Annotated in this window: 14 protein-coding genes; 9 read left to right on the top strand and 5 right to left on the bottom strand. The window is 50.6% G+C overall.

Annotation, left to right across the window (positions count from 1 at the left end; translation table 11 throughout):
* The first annotated feature begins 78 nt into the window (after positions 1–78).
* From NXS99_RS05775 to NXS99_RS05795, 5 genes are all read left to right on the top strand, one after another.
* Positions 79–783 carry a TIGR03089 family protein gene (locus NXS99_RS05775; protein ID WP_259287708.1) on the top strand — a complete coding sequence of 235 codons (705 nt, stop codon included), beginning with the start codon at positions 79–81 and terminating at the stop codon, positions 781–783.
* A gap of 162 nt (positions 784–945) precedes the next feature.
* Positions 946–2,235 carry an ABC transporter substrate-binding protein gene (locus NXS99_RS05780; protein WP_259287709.1) on the top strand — a complete coding sequence of 430 codons (1,290 nt, stop codon included), beginning with the start codon at positions 946–948 and terminating at the stop codon, positions 2,233–2,235.
* 261 nt (positions 2,236–2,496) lie between these two features.
* Positions 2,497–3,582 carry a carbohydrate ABC transporter permease gene (locus tag NXS99_RS05785; protein ID WP_259287710.1) on the top strand — a complete coding sequence of 362 codons (1,086 nt, stop codon included), beginning with the start codon at positions 2,497–2,499 and terminating at the stop codon, positions 3,580–3,582.
* Entirely contained in the window at positions 3,575–4,399 is an 825-nt protein-coding gene (locus NXS99_RS05790; RefSeq protein WP_259287711.1) for a carbohydrate ABC transporter permease, read from the top strand. The genes NXS99_RS05785 and NXS99_RS05790 overlap by 8 nt, the downstream gene beginning before the upstream one ends.
* A 4-nt stretch (positions 4,400–4,403) precedes the next feature.
* Positions 4,404–4,640 (top strand): hypothetical protein, encoded by a 237-nt coding sequence (locus NXS99_RS05795; RefSeq protein ID WP_259287712.1) that lies wholly within the window; start codon positions 4,404–4,406, stop codon positions 4,638–4,640.
* Between the two features lie 390 nt (positions 4,641–5,030).
* On the opposite strand, the gene purE is transcribed toward NXS99_RS05795, so the two are convergent.
* The 4 genes from purE to NXS99_RS05815 all read right to left on the bottom strand — a co-directional run bounded on the left by purE (position 5,031) and on the right by NXS99_RS05815 (position 8,298).
* The gene (purE, locus tag NXS99_RS05800) at positions 5,031–5,531 is read right to left on the bottom strand and encodes a 5-(carboxyamino)imidazole ribonucleotide mutase (RefSeq protein ID WP_259287713.1); all 501 of its coding nucleotides are present in this window, start codon (positions 5,529–5,531) and stop codon (positions 5,031–5,033) included.
* Between the two features lie 192 nt (positions 5,532–5,723).
* The gene (locus NXS99_RS05805; RefSeq protein WP_259287714.1) at positions 5,724–6,932 is read right to left on the bottom strand and encodes a 5-(carboxyamino)imidazole ribonucleotide synthase; all 1,209 of its coding nucleotides are present in this window, start codon (positions 6,930–6,932) and stop codon (positions 5,724–5,726) included.
* Between the two features lie 57 nt (positions 6,933–6,989).
* Positions 6,990–7,448 carry a hypothetical protein gene (locus NXS99_RS05810; RefSeq protein WP_259287715.1) on the bottom strand — a complete coding sequence of 153 codons (459 nt, stop codon included), beginning with the start codon at positions 7,446–7,448 and terminating at the stop codon, positions 6,990–6,992.
* 61 nt (positions 7,449–7,509) lie between these two features.
* Complete coding sequence (locus NXS99_RS05815) at positions 7,510–8,298, bottom strand: biotin--[acetyl-CoA-carboxylase] ligase (protein ID WP_259287716.1); 789 nt, start codon at positions 8,296–8,298, stop codon at positions 7,510–7,512.
* Between the two features lie 291 nt (positions 8,299–8,589).
* Between NXS99_RS05815 and NXS99_RS05820 the strand changes: the two genes are divergently transcribed.
* From NXS99_RS05820 to NXS99_RS05835, 4 genes are all read left to right on the top strand, one after another.
* Positions 8,590–10,227, top strand: coding sequence for an acyl-CoA carboxylase subunit beta (locus NXS99_RS05820; RefSeq protein WP_259287717.1), 1,638 nt, complete (start codon positions 8,590–8,592; stop codon positions 10,225–10,227).
* Positions 10,228–10,478: 251 nt separating this feature from the next.
* Positions 10,479–12,098 carry an acyl-CoA carboxylase subunit beta gene (locus NXS99_RS05825; RefSeq protein ID WP_259287718.1) on the top strand — a complete coding sequence of 540 codons (1,620 nt, stop codon included), beginning with the start codon at positions 10,479–10,481 and terminating at the stop codon, positions 12,096–12,098.
* A gap of 133 nt (positions 12,099–12,231) precedes the next feature.
* The gene (locus NXS99_RS05830; RefSeq protein WP_259287719.1) at positions 12,232–12,480 is read left to right on the top strand and encodes an acyl-CoA carboxylase subunit epsilon; all 249 of its coding nucleotides are present in this window, start codon (positions 12,232–12,234) and stop codon (positions 12,478–12,480) included.
* A gap of 90 nt (positions 12,481–12,570) precedes the next feature.
* Positions 12,571–13,197, top strand: coding sequence for a nucleoside triphosphate pyrophosphatase (locus tag NXS99_RS05835; RefSeq protein ID WP_259287720.1), 627 nt, complete (start codon positions 12,571–12,573; stop codon positions 13,195–13,197).
* 88 nt (positions 13,198–13,285) lie between these two features.
* On the opposite strand, the gene NXS99_RS05840 is transcribed toward NXS99_RS05835, so the two are convergent.
* Entirely contained in the window at positions 13,286–15,631 is a 2,346-nt protein-coding gene (locus NXS99_RS05840) for an acyltransferase family protein (RefSeq protein ID WP_396124825.1), read from the bottom strand.
* Positions 15,632–15,804: the final 173 nt, after the last annotated feature.

The raw sequence follows: 15,804 nt of genomic DNA on the forward strand, positions 1-15,804 counted from the left end.
ATGCGATAGCATGTGGAAAACTGTGTATTTACGGCGTGGCTTGGACACTGCTTTCGACAAGCACGTCATGCTAGAGATATGAAACTTCTCGCCGAGTTGCTTGCTGATGATCCCAGTACCCCACGTGTCACCTACTACGATGAAACCACCGGTGCACGCATAGATTTTTCTGCCACGACCCTTGAAAATTGGGTCGCCAAGATCGCGCATTTCTTACACGATGAGTTAGATCTCACGGCAGGCGATACGATTCTGCTGGATTTACCAGCCTCCTGGCAGGCAGCATGTATCGCATTAGGCGCGTATGCATGCAATATTACGGTTGCGATTGCACCCACATATAACGCTTCTGCGGTAGATGATAACGCCGCGGCGGCAGATCGCAATCTCGAAGCCGCAGAAGTTCTGTTTACTTCACTCGGAAACAATTGGACTGACTTCGATGGTGACATCGTGATTGTGAGCAATGATCCGTTTGGCCGTGGAGTCACAGAAATTGGTGAACAGTTACCACCAGCGACACTCGATTTCGGCCCAACAGTTCGCTTTTACCCAGATACATACACCGCTACTACCCCGACACTGGAGCAATTCGCCGACCCCACTGTCAGTCTGCATGCACGGGTACTCACAACTGGCTGGACGAATTGGGAAGAATTGACTCGTGCAGTCTTGACTCCACTTGCACGACAAGGCTCGATCGTCATTGTGCATGGCCTCACCTCTGCGGAACGGCTGAAACACATTGCAAGTATTGAGAAAGTCACGCATCATCAGTCTTAGTTGGTTCACATTTTCCGGTAGCACTTCGGAATTGTGACACTCTGTCTTTTTCCTCTCACCCTTTACCCCCATCTAGCTCCGACTTTGCTTAAACTCCTGAAAACTGCCGGCAAAGTTACTAGATTTGAGGGCAACCCTGATCACAACGAAAGGTCTTGTTTCATGAAGTTGCGCTCCCACGTCCGCGCTTTAACTGCTGTGTCTGCTCTGAGTGCAGCGACGTTGCTCGGGCTTACCGCATGCTCAAGTAGCACTGATGCTCCAACAGCCTCACAATCTGCTGGTCAAGAAGCTGCAGATACTGCTGGCCGAGGCCCTATCACCTACGCGATGGGGAAAAATGATGCTGATAAGCTCTTACCAATCATTGAAAAGTGGAATCAGGCTCATCCTGATGAGCAAGTCACGTTCAAAGAACTCGCAGGTGAAGCAGACGATCAGCGCGACTCTTTGGTGCAAACGCTCCAAGCCGGCAATGACGACATCGACGTCATGGCCCTTGATGTGATCTGGACTGCCGAATTTGCAGCGAACCAGTGGCTTGCGCCATTCGAAGGCGATCTGGCCATTGACACCTCGAAGTTGCTGCAACCAACCGTTGCTTCTGGCACCTACTTCGGCAAGCTGTATGCTGTCCCACAAAATACCAATGGCCAGCTGCTTTTCCGCAATACCGAAGTCATGGATTTAGCACCAAAGAACTTCCAGGCCTTGGCAGATTCTTGTAGCAAAGCCGTCGAGGCGAAAATGGATTGCCTCACCGTGCAGCTGAAGCAATATGAAGGTTTGACGGTGAATACCGCAGGGTTCATGGAAGGCTGGGGCGGCCATATCCTCAACGAAGATGGCACACCAGCTGTCACCTCTCCTGAATCACAAGCTGGCCTGCAAGCGCTTGTCGACGCCTACACCAATGGCGTGATTTCAAAGAAATCAACCGCAGCCACCGAACAAGAAACTCATCTTGCCTTTACCAACGGTGAAACTGCCTATGCCATTAACTGGCCATATATGTTTGACATGGCCAGCGGCGAAGAATCCAAGGTTGCTGGCAAGTTCGACGTTTCACCGCTTGTTGGCGACAACGGTGTTGGAGTTTCAACACTGGGTGGCTATAACAACGGCATTAATATCAATTCCAAGCACAAGGCCACTGCACGCGATTTCATTGAGTTCATCCTGGCTGAAGAAAACCAAATGTACTTCGCAGAGCATTCCTTCCCACCAGTATTAGCAAGTGTCTATGATGACGCTGCCTTGGTTGAGAAGTTCCCATATTTACCTGCTTTGAAGGTTTCCTTAGAGCATGCGGTTCCACGTCCAGCATCACCGTTCTACCCAGCAATTTCGAAAGCAATTCAAGATAATGCCTACGCAGCCTTAACTGCTGGTAAATCTGTTGCCGATGCCACAGCCGATATGCAAAAAGCAATGGAAGCTGCTGGCAAGTAGCCCGAACTTTTCCGCATATTCTTGCTAAGCTAACGCTCAAGCCTTTTACCACCATAGGCGTGGTGAGGCTTGAGCGTTTTGTGTTGTATAACCTTTTCTCTTATAACACAACACGTGTACTCCCCTTTACTTCTTACTCAGTCATCATATTGGGGTTCCACCAATCAACTCGCGAGTTGAGATCGAGAGCTGAGAAAGATCAGGGGTTATTTTTGGTGAAAGATTGGGAAGTTAGCGTCGTCGGAAAGGTCACGGACAATAATGCCGAAACAAACTTCGCGCATCGCGATAGTGCTGATCACTCCAGCATTGAGTGTGCTTGCTGTGGTGATCGGATATCCAATCCTGCGAGCGTTGTATTTAAGTTTTCTTTCCGATAAACGCTTAAATCCGCTCACCGGCGTGTTTGAAGACGGTGGTTTTGCCGGTTTCGAACATTATTTGTACTGGATCAATCAGCGCTGTTTACAAGCCGATGGCACCACCGGCACATGCCCACCTGGGGTCTTAGCCACCGATTTTTGGCCAGCCGTTGCCAATACGTTTTTCTTCACCATTATCACAGTCAGCATCGAATTAATCTTTGGCATGGCAATGGCCTTAATTATGAACCGAGAATTTCGCGGTCGTGCCTTCTTACGTGCTGCGGTGCTGATTCCGTGGGCAATTCCAACCGCAGTAACGGCCAAATTATGGCAGTTTATTTTCGCTGATCAAGGCATTATTAATGCACTTCTTGGGGTTGATATTGCCTGGACAACTGATCCGTGGGCCGCGCGAACTGCGGTGATTATTGCCGATATTTGGAAAACCACGCCGTTTATGGCCTTACTGATTTTAGCCGGACTCCAAATGGTACCGCGTGATCTGTACGAAGCAGGCAAAGTTGATGGCGCCAACGCCGTCCAACTGTTTCGATATATCACCATGCCGGTGATTCGCCCTGCCGTGGTCGTGGCGTTATTATTCCGCACCTTAGATGCCTTACGCATGTACGATCTGCCAGTTATTTTGATTTCTAGCTCGGCAAATTCGCCAACCGCTACGATTTCGCAACTGGTGGTTGCTGATGTACGACAAAATAATTTTCATTCGGCAAGTGCCTTGTCCACCATGATTTTCTTGTTGATCTTTGCTGTTGCCTGGTTCATGATCAAGATTCTTGGTGCGCAGGTACACGATGCAGCCACCACCGAAACCAGCGAAACCACTGAAACCACCGATCTCGTCGAAAAGCACGCTGCCTCTGGTACAGCTAGCCCGACCGCTTCTATCAGCGGTGCTGCGACACAGCCAGCAGCACATACCACACCAGCAACCGCGCCAAAGGAGACTCATCATGCGTAAACATTTGGGCCACTATCTTGGCGTTGGATTCATTGTCATTTGGGGCTTGGCACCGTTTTATTGGATGATGGTGACCGCTTTTCGCGATAAGCGCTATACCTTCTCCACCAATCCGTTGCCAACGCATCTCACCTTGGCGAATTTTGCGGAAGCCTTAGCCACGCATAAGGGCAATAATTTCTTGCATGCAATTTTTAATTCCGTCCTCATCGGTGCACTGACCACCGCGTGTGCCTTAACTGTCGGAATTTTCACCGCCTATGCCCTCGCCAGGCTTGAGTTCCCCGGCAAAGGATATGTTACTGGTGTGATCCTAGCTGCCAGCATGTTTCCTGGAATTGCGCTGGTCACTCCCCTATTTCAACTCTTTGGCGACCTGGCATGGATCGGCACCTACAAAGCCCTAATTATCCCCAATATTTCATTCGCCTTGCCATTGACCATTTACACGCTCACCTCATTTTTCCGCCAACTTCCGTGGGAATTAGAAGAGGCAGCGCTTCTCGACGGCGCCAGCAAGTCCCAAGCCTTTTGGCATATTTTATTGCCACTTGCTGCACCTGCTTTATTCACTACTGCCATTTTGGCTTTTATTGCCACCTGGAACGAATTTATGCTGGCGAATCAGCTTTCCAATCAAAACAGTGAACCTGTAACCGTGGCAATTGCGCGTTTTTCAGGCGAAAGCCAATTTGATTTCCCATATGCGGCAGTCATGGCAGCCGGCACGTTAGTCACAATCCCGTTAATCGTGATGGTGCTTATCTTCCAGCAACGCATTGTGGCAGGTTTAACGGCAGGAAGTGTGAAGTCTTAAGAACATGGACAGCGTCGAAAAGCAGCAATCACAGCAACTTGCACACAGCGATCTCAAACGGAAGCAATTAGTAGCCCAAGCCATTATTGGCGGGGCGTCATTTGTGGCAATGGTGTGTTTTCTGCTCGCGGTGATTAATGTGTTTCGTCCGCAACCACAAGTGTTACCAGCAGTACTTGCGCTGGTAAGTATTGTGGTTACGACGATGCTGATTCGCCGCTATCGGCAACGTTATTGCTAACTGAGGCATCAATATCGTCGAGGGCTTGTAGTACTTCTGCGGCTTCTGCAGCGGAAAGCAGCGTCACTTGTGCGGGAATACCGAAACACATGTTGGCTTCTCTTCAAGCTGGATGTTCATTGTACCAACCGGCGCAGAGGTACATGGCAAGCACGGATCAGCACTGCGGATAGCAGTTTCTCAATTTCCACCGGTATCAATCACTTCAGAAAACATGTGATGAAGCTAGTGTTCATTGGCCGGATCAACCGTGAGGGAACTGTCGAAATTAGTCAATAATACTGTTTGCGCGATGGATATCGACTGTTACGATATTTGGTCCTAGAACTACCCACGCGCACCGATGACAAGTGTCATTCGGTGCGCGAAGTTGTATGAAGGAATTCGCGATTATTCCCCGAGCAGTTTGCGTCGTAAAGCTTCGTCTTTGGCTTCGACTTCTTCGCGCATGGAATCTTGATACGCAGCCATTTTCTCAAGCAATGCTGGTTCGCTTGCCCCTAAGATGCGCGCGGCGAGCAGGCCTGCGTTTTTCGCACCACCAATTGAAACGGTTGCCACTGGCACGCCTGCTGGCATTTGCACGATCGAAAGCAGCGAATCCATGCCATCAAGCTGGTTCAATGCGCGCGGCACACCGATCACTGGCAATGGCGTCATACTTGCCACCATGCCTGGCAGATGAGCGGCACCACCAGCACATGCGATAATGCACTGGATTCCGCGCGTATGTGCTTGCTTGGCATAGCTCAGCATTTTTTCCGGCGTGCGGTGTGCCGAAACCACGCCGACTTCAAATGGAATACCAAATTCGGCTAATACTTCTGCCGCTGGTTGAACAGTTGGCCAGTCGGAATCGGAGCCCATAATCAGGCCGACGCGTGCAGTCATCGTGTGTATCCTTGTCTTATTCGTTGTTGATTCTGTGTTGGTGAGTGCCGGCAAGGCTGCTACCAGTAACTTTACGATGTTGCTATCGGTAGCGAGGCCACTCTCACTGTCATCAGCATACTCGCTGCTGCATCACACATGCAGCAGCGAACAGCAGGCAAGATCCGCGGGCAGCAGCGAGACACCCCGCACTTAGTCAGCCGGCCACGTGGCATGCACTAAATAATGTGCACATGCCTGAGCAACTTTCCGAGTTTGTGCAATATCATCACCACTGACATTCACATGCCCAAGCTTGCGGCCGCTGCGGTAATCCTTGCCATATAAGTGAATTTTTGCCTGTGGATATTTTTGCCACACATCTTGCATGCGTTTTGCCATTGGCAGCTGCGGATCTGTTGGCCCACCCAAGACATTCGCCATCACTGTTACCGGAGCAGTTAATGCGGTATCCCCTAATGGGTAATCCAAAACCGCGCGCAGATGCTGTTCAAACTGGCTGGTCACACATCCATCTTGAGTCCAGTGACCAGTATTATGCGGACGCATCGCAAGCTCATTCACCAATACCACCGGCTGGCCAAGTGCATCACGTGTTTCAAAAAGTTCCACGGCCAGTGCACCAGTGACATCCAACTCAGTTGCAATCTGCGCAGCCAAAAGGCGAACCTTCGCATCTACTTCTGCCGAAAGCTGCGGTGCTGGTGCAATCGCTTCGGTGCAAATACCATTCGTCTGCACCGATTCTACGACCGGCCATGCTTGCGTTTGACCCGATGGGGTTCGTGCGACCATTGCAGAAAGTTCTCGCACAAGTGCCACTTTTTCTTCCGCCATCACTAATGTTCCAGCAGCAAGCAGCTTTTCGACGAGTGCCACCAGTTCCGTCTCGGTATCTGGGAACCATACCCCGTTGCCGTCATAGCCACCACGACGTGCTTTGACACATACTTGGCCATTGGTGCGTTGCCAAAACTCTTTGGCTACAGCCACCGAATCAATACTTTGGAATGCTGGCACTGGCGCACCGAGATCGGCCAGGCGTTGCCGCATCATGAGTTTATCCTGTGCATGCAGCAACGCATGTGGACTTGGCTGCACATTTACGCCTTGTGCTTGCAAGGCCTGTAAATGCTCAGTTGGAACGTGCTCATGATCAAAGGTCATCACTGCAGCATTGGCGCTAGCAGTAAGCAGATCATCATAGTTGGTGTAATCACCAAGTTGGACTTCGTGCACAACTTGAGCAGCTGAAGCATCAAGTGCTCCTGCCAGCAGGCGCACGCGAACGCCAAGTTCAATTGCTTCGGTGTGCATCATGCGAGCTAATTGGCCATCGCCAATGATCGCGACAAGTGGTTGGAATTGTACAGAATCAACGACAGCAGTTTTATTGGTCACGCCTTAACACTTTAGCCATATCAGTGCAGGGAAGCGAACGCTCCAAACATAGATGTTCTAGTCGAACAGAGCAGATTCGATTGCTTTGACAACTTGTTTCGTTTTCGGCACCTCTGCTACCACCATTGGGCGTGATTGCCCATACAGCGACAACGCCAAGGATCGCCTTCGACGAGTCACTGCTTGTATCGCGTCCATTGGAATAGTCGACATTTGGGTGCGCAGTCGAGGTTGTCGAACCACAATGCGTTGGTCCGTGACAAGTAAGAGTTGGCGTCGAGAAGCAAGCAGTGGGAGCACAAAACGCCACAGTACTAAAAAGACCCACACGCCAACGCAGCTATTCCGCATGACAGTATCTGGAAATAATTGCGCCCCAGGACCGTCGAGGAAACCAATGCCCATCCAGATCAAACCGGTGAAAGTAATCAGCTCCAAAAATGGGAAAACTGTCGTACGGATGGAACCGGTGAGGTTCACCAATACGATTTCTTCGGGGTCAAGACTAATGGCCATAATAGTGTCTAAGTGTAGAGCAGGGGGTTGTCATGCGTCGAACACTATTTACGTAGCTGCGCTATTGGAGTCGCAGATGTGTGACGTCTCCTGCTGATAAAACATGCAACTGGCCTGCAGCATCGCGCACGATAAGGCGGCCGTCATCGGCAATTCCAGTTGCTTGGCCAAGCAGTTCAGTGTGATCTGGTAATAGCACTTTTACCTCTTGGCCAATGGTTGTTGAAACAGCACGGTAATCGTCAAGCAGTACTGGATCATCAGCTTCCCATTGTGATAAGCGGGTATGCAATGCCTGCAGAATTTTGACTGCGAGATCATTACGGTCAAAGGCAATACCTTCCAGAGATAGCGATGTTGCGTGTGGCACTGGAAGTTCGGCAACTTGAATATCAGTATTTAATCCCAGCCCGATCACTACTGCTGGATGTTCACCTAAACTCACTGCTTCTGCAAGGATTCCGCAGAGTTTCTTCCCATTACACTGAAGATCATTCGGCCATTTCAAGCCCACCTGGCTGGCAGGCGGAAGTGCGTCGATAAGCGCAAGACCGGCGGCAAGAGGCATAGTGCCAAGTCGTTCAATCGCGGCCTGTGAAGGTCGAATGAGCACAGAGAGGGGAATTTGGGCGTAGGCCGGTGATGCATAGCTGCGACCCATGCGTCCACGGCCAGCACTTTGATGCTCTGCGAGTAAAGCTGTAAAGGCAGGACATCCTTGTTGCGCCAAGGCAATGACATCGCTGTTCGTGGAACCAGTTGTGTGCACCACTGTTACCTGTGCATACAAGCCCGTGGCAACGAGGTGCTCGTGGAGAAAATCTGGCTGAAACGGTGCCCGTGGATTCATGAGTTTTATGATAACTGCTTCGCGAGTGACACGCGATGCAATCAGCGCGGCTCAACAGCAGCTCCGAGAAGTTGCGAGCATGTGTAATGCGCGCGTTGGTACCGGCATTTCTACATCCTCGTACACCCGCAATATCAATCATCTTTTACAAAAGTGATACAAAACACATTTATAAAAAACTGCGTCTATTCTGGCGGAATAGTTTTGCTAAAAAAACTTATTCACAAAAAACTTTGCGGCGAGTATGTTTGCCCTAGAAACTTTCTATCGAAACCATTACCATGTCAAAACATGACTATTTCCTCACCTTTGATCGATGTTGCATCTCTGCCCGACTTGGGTACTACTGCTGGCAAGATAGCCGATCTCAAAGCTCGTCGTGTTGATGCCGCCACGCCTCTAGGACGTCATGCGCAAGACAAGGTACGCGCGCACGGACGCCTCACCGCGCGGGAACGGCTAGACTATCTCCTCGACGAAGATTCCTTCGTTGAATACGACCAATTAGCACGCCACCGCACTCACGATTTCGGCATGCAGGCAAAACGCCCGGCAACCGATGGAATTGTGACCGGTTGGGGCACCATCGATGGTCGCGAGGTATGTATCTTTTCCCAAGATGGCACCATTTTCGGCGGCGCGCTGGGAGAAGTCTATGGCGAAAAAATGTGCAAAATCATGGAACTCGCCCTCACAACGGGACGCCCACTCATTGGGTTGTATGAAGGTGCCGGCGCGCGCATCCAAGACGGCGCCGTTTCACTGGATTTGATTGCGCAAACCTTCTTGCACAATATCAACGCCTCTGGTGTGATTCCACAGATTTCTGTGATTATGGGCGCTTGTGCCGGTGGTAATGCGTATTCACCAGCGCTGACTGATTTTGTGGTGATGGTCGATGAATCTTCCAAAATGTTTGTCACCGGCCCTGATGTTATTGAAACTGTCACTGGCGAACGGCTGAGCCAAGCAGATCTCGGCGGTGCTGATGTGCATATGAATATCGCGGGCAATTCTCACTACACCGCAAGTAGTGAACGTGATGCACTCGATTTTGTGGCTGATCTTTTAACCTATCTGCCTGCAAATAATCGTGAATCTGCTCCCCTGCTCGACACCACTTTCCCGCCAAGCGTGGGAGCTTCCTATACCGCCGATGATTGCATGTTGGACTCATTAATTCCCGATAGCCCAACGACCCCCTATGATGTCAAAACAGTGATTCAAGCACTCACTGATGATGCCGACTTTTTAGAAATTCAAGCCACACGTGCCGAAAATATTGTCACCGCTTTTGGACACATCGCAGGCCAACCAGTTGGGTTTGTCGCCAACCAACCCACCTGCGTTGCTGGCTGCTTGGATATTGATGCAGCAGAAAAAGCCGCTCGTTTTATCCGTACCCTCGACTGTTTTAATATTCCACTGATTATGCTTGTCGACGTCCCTGGCTTTTTGCCTGGTGCAGACCAAGAGCATGCAGGCATTTTGCGTCGCGGAGCAAAGTTACTCTATGCCTACGGCGAAGCTACCGTCCCAAAAATAACCGTGACCATGCGTAAAGCTTATGGCGGCGCATATTGTGTGATGGGTTCAAAAGGCCTCGGTGCTGATCTCAATCTAGCCTGGCCAACAGCCCAAATTGCGGTGATGGGTGCACGTGGTGCGGTGAAATTCCTCCACCGCAAAGAACTCCAAGCCGCGCGCGAAAAAGGTTACGGAAGCCAAATGCTGGAAGAATTACAACGCAGTTTCGAACAAGAATATGAAGATCATATGCTCAATCCGTATCTCGCTGCAGAACGCGGGCTTATCGACGCTGTTATTTTGCCGCATGAAACACGGTATTTCCTGGCGAAAAATTTGCAGCTTTTACAGTATAAACGGGTTATTCGGCAGGCACGCAAACATGGCAATATTCCGCTATAACCCTTAATGGTCACCTGCAGTGCAGTTCAGCTGTTTTGCTGCAAATAAACCGACAACGTGCAAGCTTCGCGCTTACCACAGCACAATCACAACAATCCAAGAATCCAACGCCTCGTTACTCTTCGATACCCCGCCAGCAGATGATCTGCACGACTATAGGACCACTGCCATGTAACATTTTTGTGCTTTGATGAGAAGAAACAAATGCGTGTATTCACAATTTCTTCTCCAACCCCCTAAACTATATTGGTATGACTGCCCCAACAACTGCTGACAAACCTGATCTCAAAACAACCGCAGGGAAGCTTGCTGATCTTCGCGCTCGACTTTCCGAGACCGCTATCCCTGTAGGACAAGAGGCTGTTGCACGCATCCATGAGGCAGGGAAAATGACTGCCCGGGAGCGCATCGAGTATCTGCTAGATGATGATTCTTTCGTCGAGGTTGATGCTCTTGCACGCCATCGCTCCAAGAATTTTGGACTCGATGCCCAGCGCCCTGTCACTGACGGTGTTGTCACCGGTTATGGCACCATCGATGGCCGTAAAGTGTGCGTATATTCCCAAGACGGCGCTATTTTTGGTGGCGCATTGGGTGAAGTGTATGGCGAAAAAATTGTCAAGATCATGGATCTGGCATTAAAAACTGGTGTGCCATTGATCGGTATGAATGAGGGTGCAGGCGCACGTATTCAAGAAGGCGTGGTGTCTTTGGGCATGTACTCAAAGATCTTCTATCGCAACACCATGGCTTCTGGCGTGATCCCACAAATTTCCTTAATCATGGGTCCATGTGCAGGCGGTCATGCATACTCCCCTGCCTTAACCGACTTTATTATTATGGTGGATCAAACTTCCAAGATGTTTGTCACCGGCCCAAATGTTATTCAAAGCGTCACTGGCGAAGATGTAGACCAAGAGGCACTCGGCGGCGCTACGATCCATATGGAAACCTCTGGCACCTCGCACTATACTGCGGCACACGATCGTGATGCACTCGATTGGGCACGTGAATTATTCGGATATTTGCCACTGAATAACCGCTCTGAAGCACCACGGGTGGATGCAGAAATTATGGTTGGTTCCATTCGCGAGAACATTACTGCCACCGATGCAGAACTCGATACCCTGATTCCAGATTCTCCAAATCAGCCATATGATATGCACGAAGTTATCCGCCGCGTGGTAGATAATGGCGAATTATTTGAAGTTCAAGCTGGATATGCCCGCAATATCATTGCTGGTTTTGCCCATATTGAAGGCCGTTCGGTGGGCATTATTGCCAATCAGCCAACTGAATTTGCTGGTTGCTTGGATACCCGCGCATCTGAAAAGGCAGCTCGGTTTATCCGCACCTGTGATGCGTTTAATATCCCAATCGTTGAGTTCGTGGATGTTCCTGGCTTCTTGCCTGGTACCAGCGAGGAACACAACGGCATTATTCGTCGCGGCGCAAAATTGCTCTACGCTTATGCCGAAGCAACCGTTGGCAAAATCACGGTGATTACTCGCAAAGCCTTTGGGGGAGCATATTCCGTAATGGGGTCGAAGGATATGGGCGCAGATCTAGTCTTTGCCTGGCCAACTGCCCAAATTGCAGTTATGGGCGCATCCAGTGCTGTGAGCGTTTTGTACCGCAAGCAGCTGGAACAAGCCGCTGCTGAAGGCAAAGATATTGCAGCTGTGACCGCAGAATTTGAGCAAGAATATGATCAAACTTTAGTCAATCCATATACTGCCGCTGAGCGTGGGTTTGTTGATGCAGTGATTCCACCAGCAGAAACCCGCGGCAATATTATTGAAGGTTTACGCTTGCTTGATCGTAAAGTTGTGAACTTACCAGCGAAAAAGCACGGAAATATTCCGCTGTAATACTGCTTTTCGACGCATACCCTCATATTTGCCAATCTGTTCAAGATGGCAAGTGTGATGGTAAGCGCCACAACCTACAACTGCGAATCATTCGCAGCCATGTGTTCCCAGATTGAAAAGGTAAATAAGACTTATGGCCAATACATCAGCACACGCTGTGACAACAGGTACCGAAGCGCCGCTGTTTGAAGTGATTAAAGGCAATCCTGATCCACAGCAAGTTGCCGCGTTGACCACCGTCTTAGCTGGTTTGCTCGCCGAAGCCCGCGCTGAGGAGGCAAAACGGCCTGCCACGCGCAATTTGTGGGGCAATTACGAAGAGCGCCTCCAGCAAACTCGGCTGTATAATCCCGGCGCGTTTCAAAACGTGAATTTCTCTTAAACCTCTGAGAATACTGTTGCACTCCGCTGTCAGCTATCCCAGCATTTGGCAGTGGAGTTTGCTGTTGGTGGGCTTGTAGAATGACTTGCTATGCGTATTGTTCTTGCCTCCGCTTCCCCAAGTAGAAAAGCGATTCTGGAATCTGCTGGTATCACTCCCCTGATTCATCCTGCTGATATTAATGAATCAGCCTTGATTGCCAATCTGGCAGATACCCCTGCAGTAGATGTAGTTGCGGCGTTAGCACATGCCAAAGCAACTGCAATCGCGTCACTTTATCCCGATGATTGTGTGATCGGTGCTGATTCGATGCTGCTTATCGACGGACAGTTGCAAGGCAAACCGCATACCTTCGAAACCACTGTAGAACGGTGGAAATACCAGCGTGGCAAAGCTGCTCAGTTAATTACTGGGCATTGTATTCTTAGCCCTCGGGGCACCAAGGTAGCAACGACTACCACGGATATTCATTTTGCTGCTGTCAGTGATGCCGATATTGAAGCGTATGCTCGCAGTGAAGAGCCGTTTGGGTGTGCTGGTGCATTTACTTTAGAAGCGCTCGGCGGCTGGTTTATTGATCGTATTGAAGGTGATCCTTCCAGTGTGATCGGTTTGTCACTGCCGTTGATTCGCCACAGTTTGTATGAATTTGGCTATAACGTCCATGAGTTTTGGAATCGGGTGGACTATCCAACAACTTCCACCACAGAAAAGTAATACGCCTGTGAAGCACGAAGCCCTTCCACATCTGCTCGTTGTGGAAGGGCTTTATGCATGCGCTGCTCGTAACCGTTCTAGACTACAACTACGTCCGGGTTTTGGAGGTTGCTGAGGTGGTGGTTGGTGCAGGCTTTACTGCAGAAGACGTTGGCACCGAAGTGGTAGGACGAGGATTGTTCCTTGTAGTAGGTGCTGGTGAAAGCGTCGTCACGCTCGTAGCTGTTGCTGGTGAGGGACGAACCGGCGACCTTGTCGCACTAGGTTTCACAGTTGAACGTGGTCGCGTGGCAGCGCGTGTGCGGGCAACCTCGATGACTGGTGAAATTTCTTCCCACAACAGTGGCGCTAATGATAGGGCGAAATCATCACCCATGTGGTTGCCATCGCGATAGACATAAATATTGCCAATGACCGGTGAGCAATAATCATTCGGGCAGAACCAATCAGCGGTATCCACTGCGATTTCATCCTCATCGGTAAGATACTGTGCAGCTGGGTTACCAGGCGTGTAAATATCTTTCCGTTTGCGGCCACAGGTTTCTTGATCCTGGGTTTCAGCAAAACACTGGGACACCATTTGGCCGGTGCCATCTGGGTTTAAGAACCATGGATTATCGCGGACACCAACAAAGGCAATTTCATGCTTATCAAGGTAGTCCCACAAGGTGAGATAAGATTTCGGAACTTCATCTAAGAAGCTTCCTGCCTCAAGGAGTGGACGCGTGGAATTCGAGAACACAATATCTGGCTGGAGTTGCTCTAAGCGTTCCACCATTACTTCATTAAAGATTTCACAGTCCGGGCTAAACACATCATCGCGCTCGGTAATAAATGCAGGACAGCCTTGACGCACAATTGGTATGACCTGAAAGTGATGCAGCTTGCCGAGGGCATTCAGTGGGGCCATCCACTGCTCCGCATGTGATCCACCGACAACCACCATGAGGAGATCTGCATCTTTATCGCCATAGATACAATCGTGATCAGCGTGATCATTGGCAATTTCGTGTGGATCATCGTGGAGGAACGACATGCAGCCATCGGTCCATGCCGGCGAAACGAGATCGGCTAATAGGTATGGATCAGGCTGCGGCTCTGCAACTGGCACGCGCAATAGACGGCTTGCTTGCGCGCCGGGATATAAGGCAGGGTCGAGACGAAAAGCGGCTTGGGTGGCCACGGCTGTACGCCAGGTGGCAGGCACTGTCAAAATTGCAGCAAACATGCTGATGACAACCAGACCGCCAACCGCACGAAGTGGTGCAGACCAGGTGGTGCGTAACTGCATCACGGCATCACGAACGCGAGTTTCTCCGCGGACCGGACGTTTTGCATGTTGTTGTAAAGGCAACTCCACACCATGATGGGTCAGATGCGCCAGCACGAGGCTTACAGCAATCACTGCACAACCAGTTTGGATGCTTGGGCGTGGCTGGTCAAGAATCACCGCACTGATAATCAGCATTGGCCAGTGCCACAGATACAGCGGATAGGCAATCTTTCCGAGCCAACGCATTGGCGCACTTCCCAGCCAGCGAATACCAGCACCATAGCTGAAAATCACGCAGGCAGCGCCACCAAGTGGATACAGTGCCGCAGGCCCTGGAAAGACTTGCGCGCCATCAAAGATGAAGCCTGTAGATAGTACCATCGCCACACCTGTAAGCCCCAGGACTTGTCGCAGACGCAGTCCAAGGTTCACACGCGCCGCGATCATGCCGACCAGCGCACCAAGGCAGAGTTCCCACAGGCGCGAGAAAGTGGAATAGTAGTTCAGCTGCTGATCCACGCCATGTAAATAGGTGGCGTAGCTCAAGCTGGCAAGTGTCACCGTCGCTAATGGCAGGCCTACCCAAATTGTGTCGGAAAATTCGCGATTCTTTCGCAGGTTGCGTCGATACGCAAAGGCGATAACGGTGGCGAACCCAATTGCGAGGAGATAAAACTGGCCTTGCACAGCCATTGACCAGAGGTGCTGCAAGGGGCTGACGCTTTTCGACGCGGCCCCATAGGCGGCACCTTGCTGGGCAAGTTCCCAGTTTTGGTAATAGCCGAGACTTGCTTCAAGTTGTCGTCCAAAGTCGAGATTCCGAATCTCTGGAGTCAGCAGCATCACTGCGCCTGCGGTTGCACCTAGTACGAGCACGAGTGATGGGACGAGGCGACGGATTGTGCGCCAGAGAGGCCAAAAGACGTTGAGGGAAGCATCTGGTTTGTGGGCGTAGCGCAGTTGCGCGCCTAGGAAAAAATAGCCCGAGAGCAATAAGAAGACATCCACGCCGCCGGATACGCGGCCGACGAATACGTGAAAGAGTACGACGAATGCGATAGCGAGACCGCGTAAGCCGTCAAGATCGTGCCGATAGCGCTGCTTGTTGTGCTGTTCCACGAAAGAATGTCCCCCACATAACGTTCTATATTCAGTAAGCATTGGGCGCAGAGGTCAGCTGCAGTGTGTATCACTTATGCACAGCTATGCCTGCCTCTGCCCAAAGTCGAGTACAACTCGCCTTGACTATTGTAGGCAACCCGTGAGCTGGATCCGAACTCAGCCATAGAAAAGCGCCACACAATCTGTCTGAAAGTGTGGCGCTTGTGCGCTCG

This window comes from Corynebacterium sp. HS2168-gen11, from assembly GCF_024834075.1.
Lineage (GTDB): Bacteria > Actinomycetota > Actinomycetes > Mycobacteriales > Mycobacteriaceae > Corynebacterium.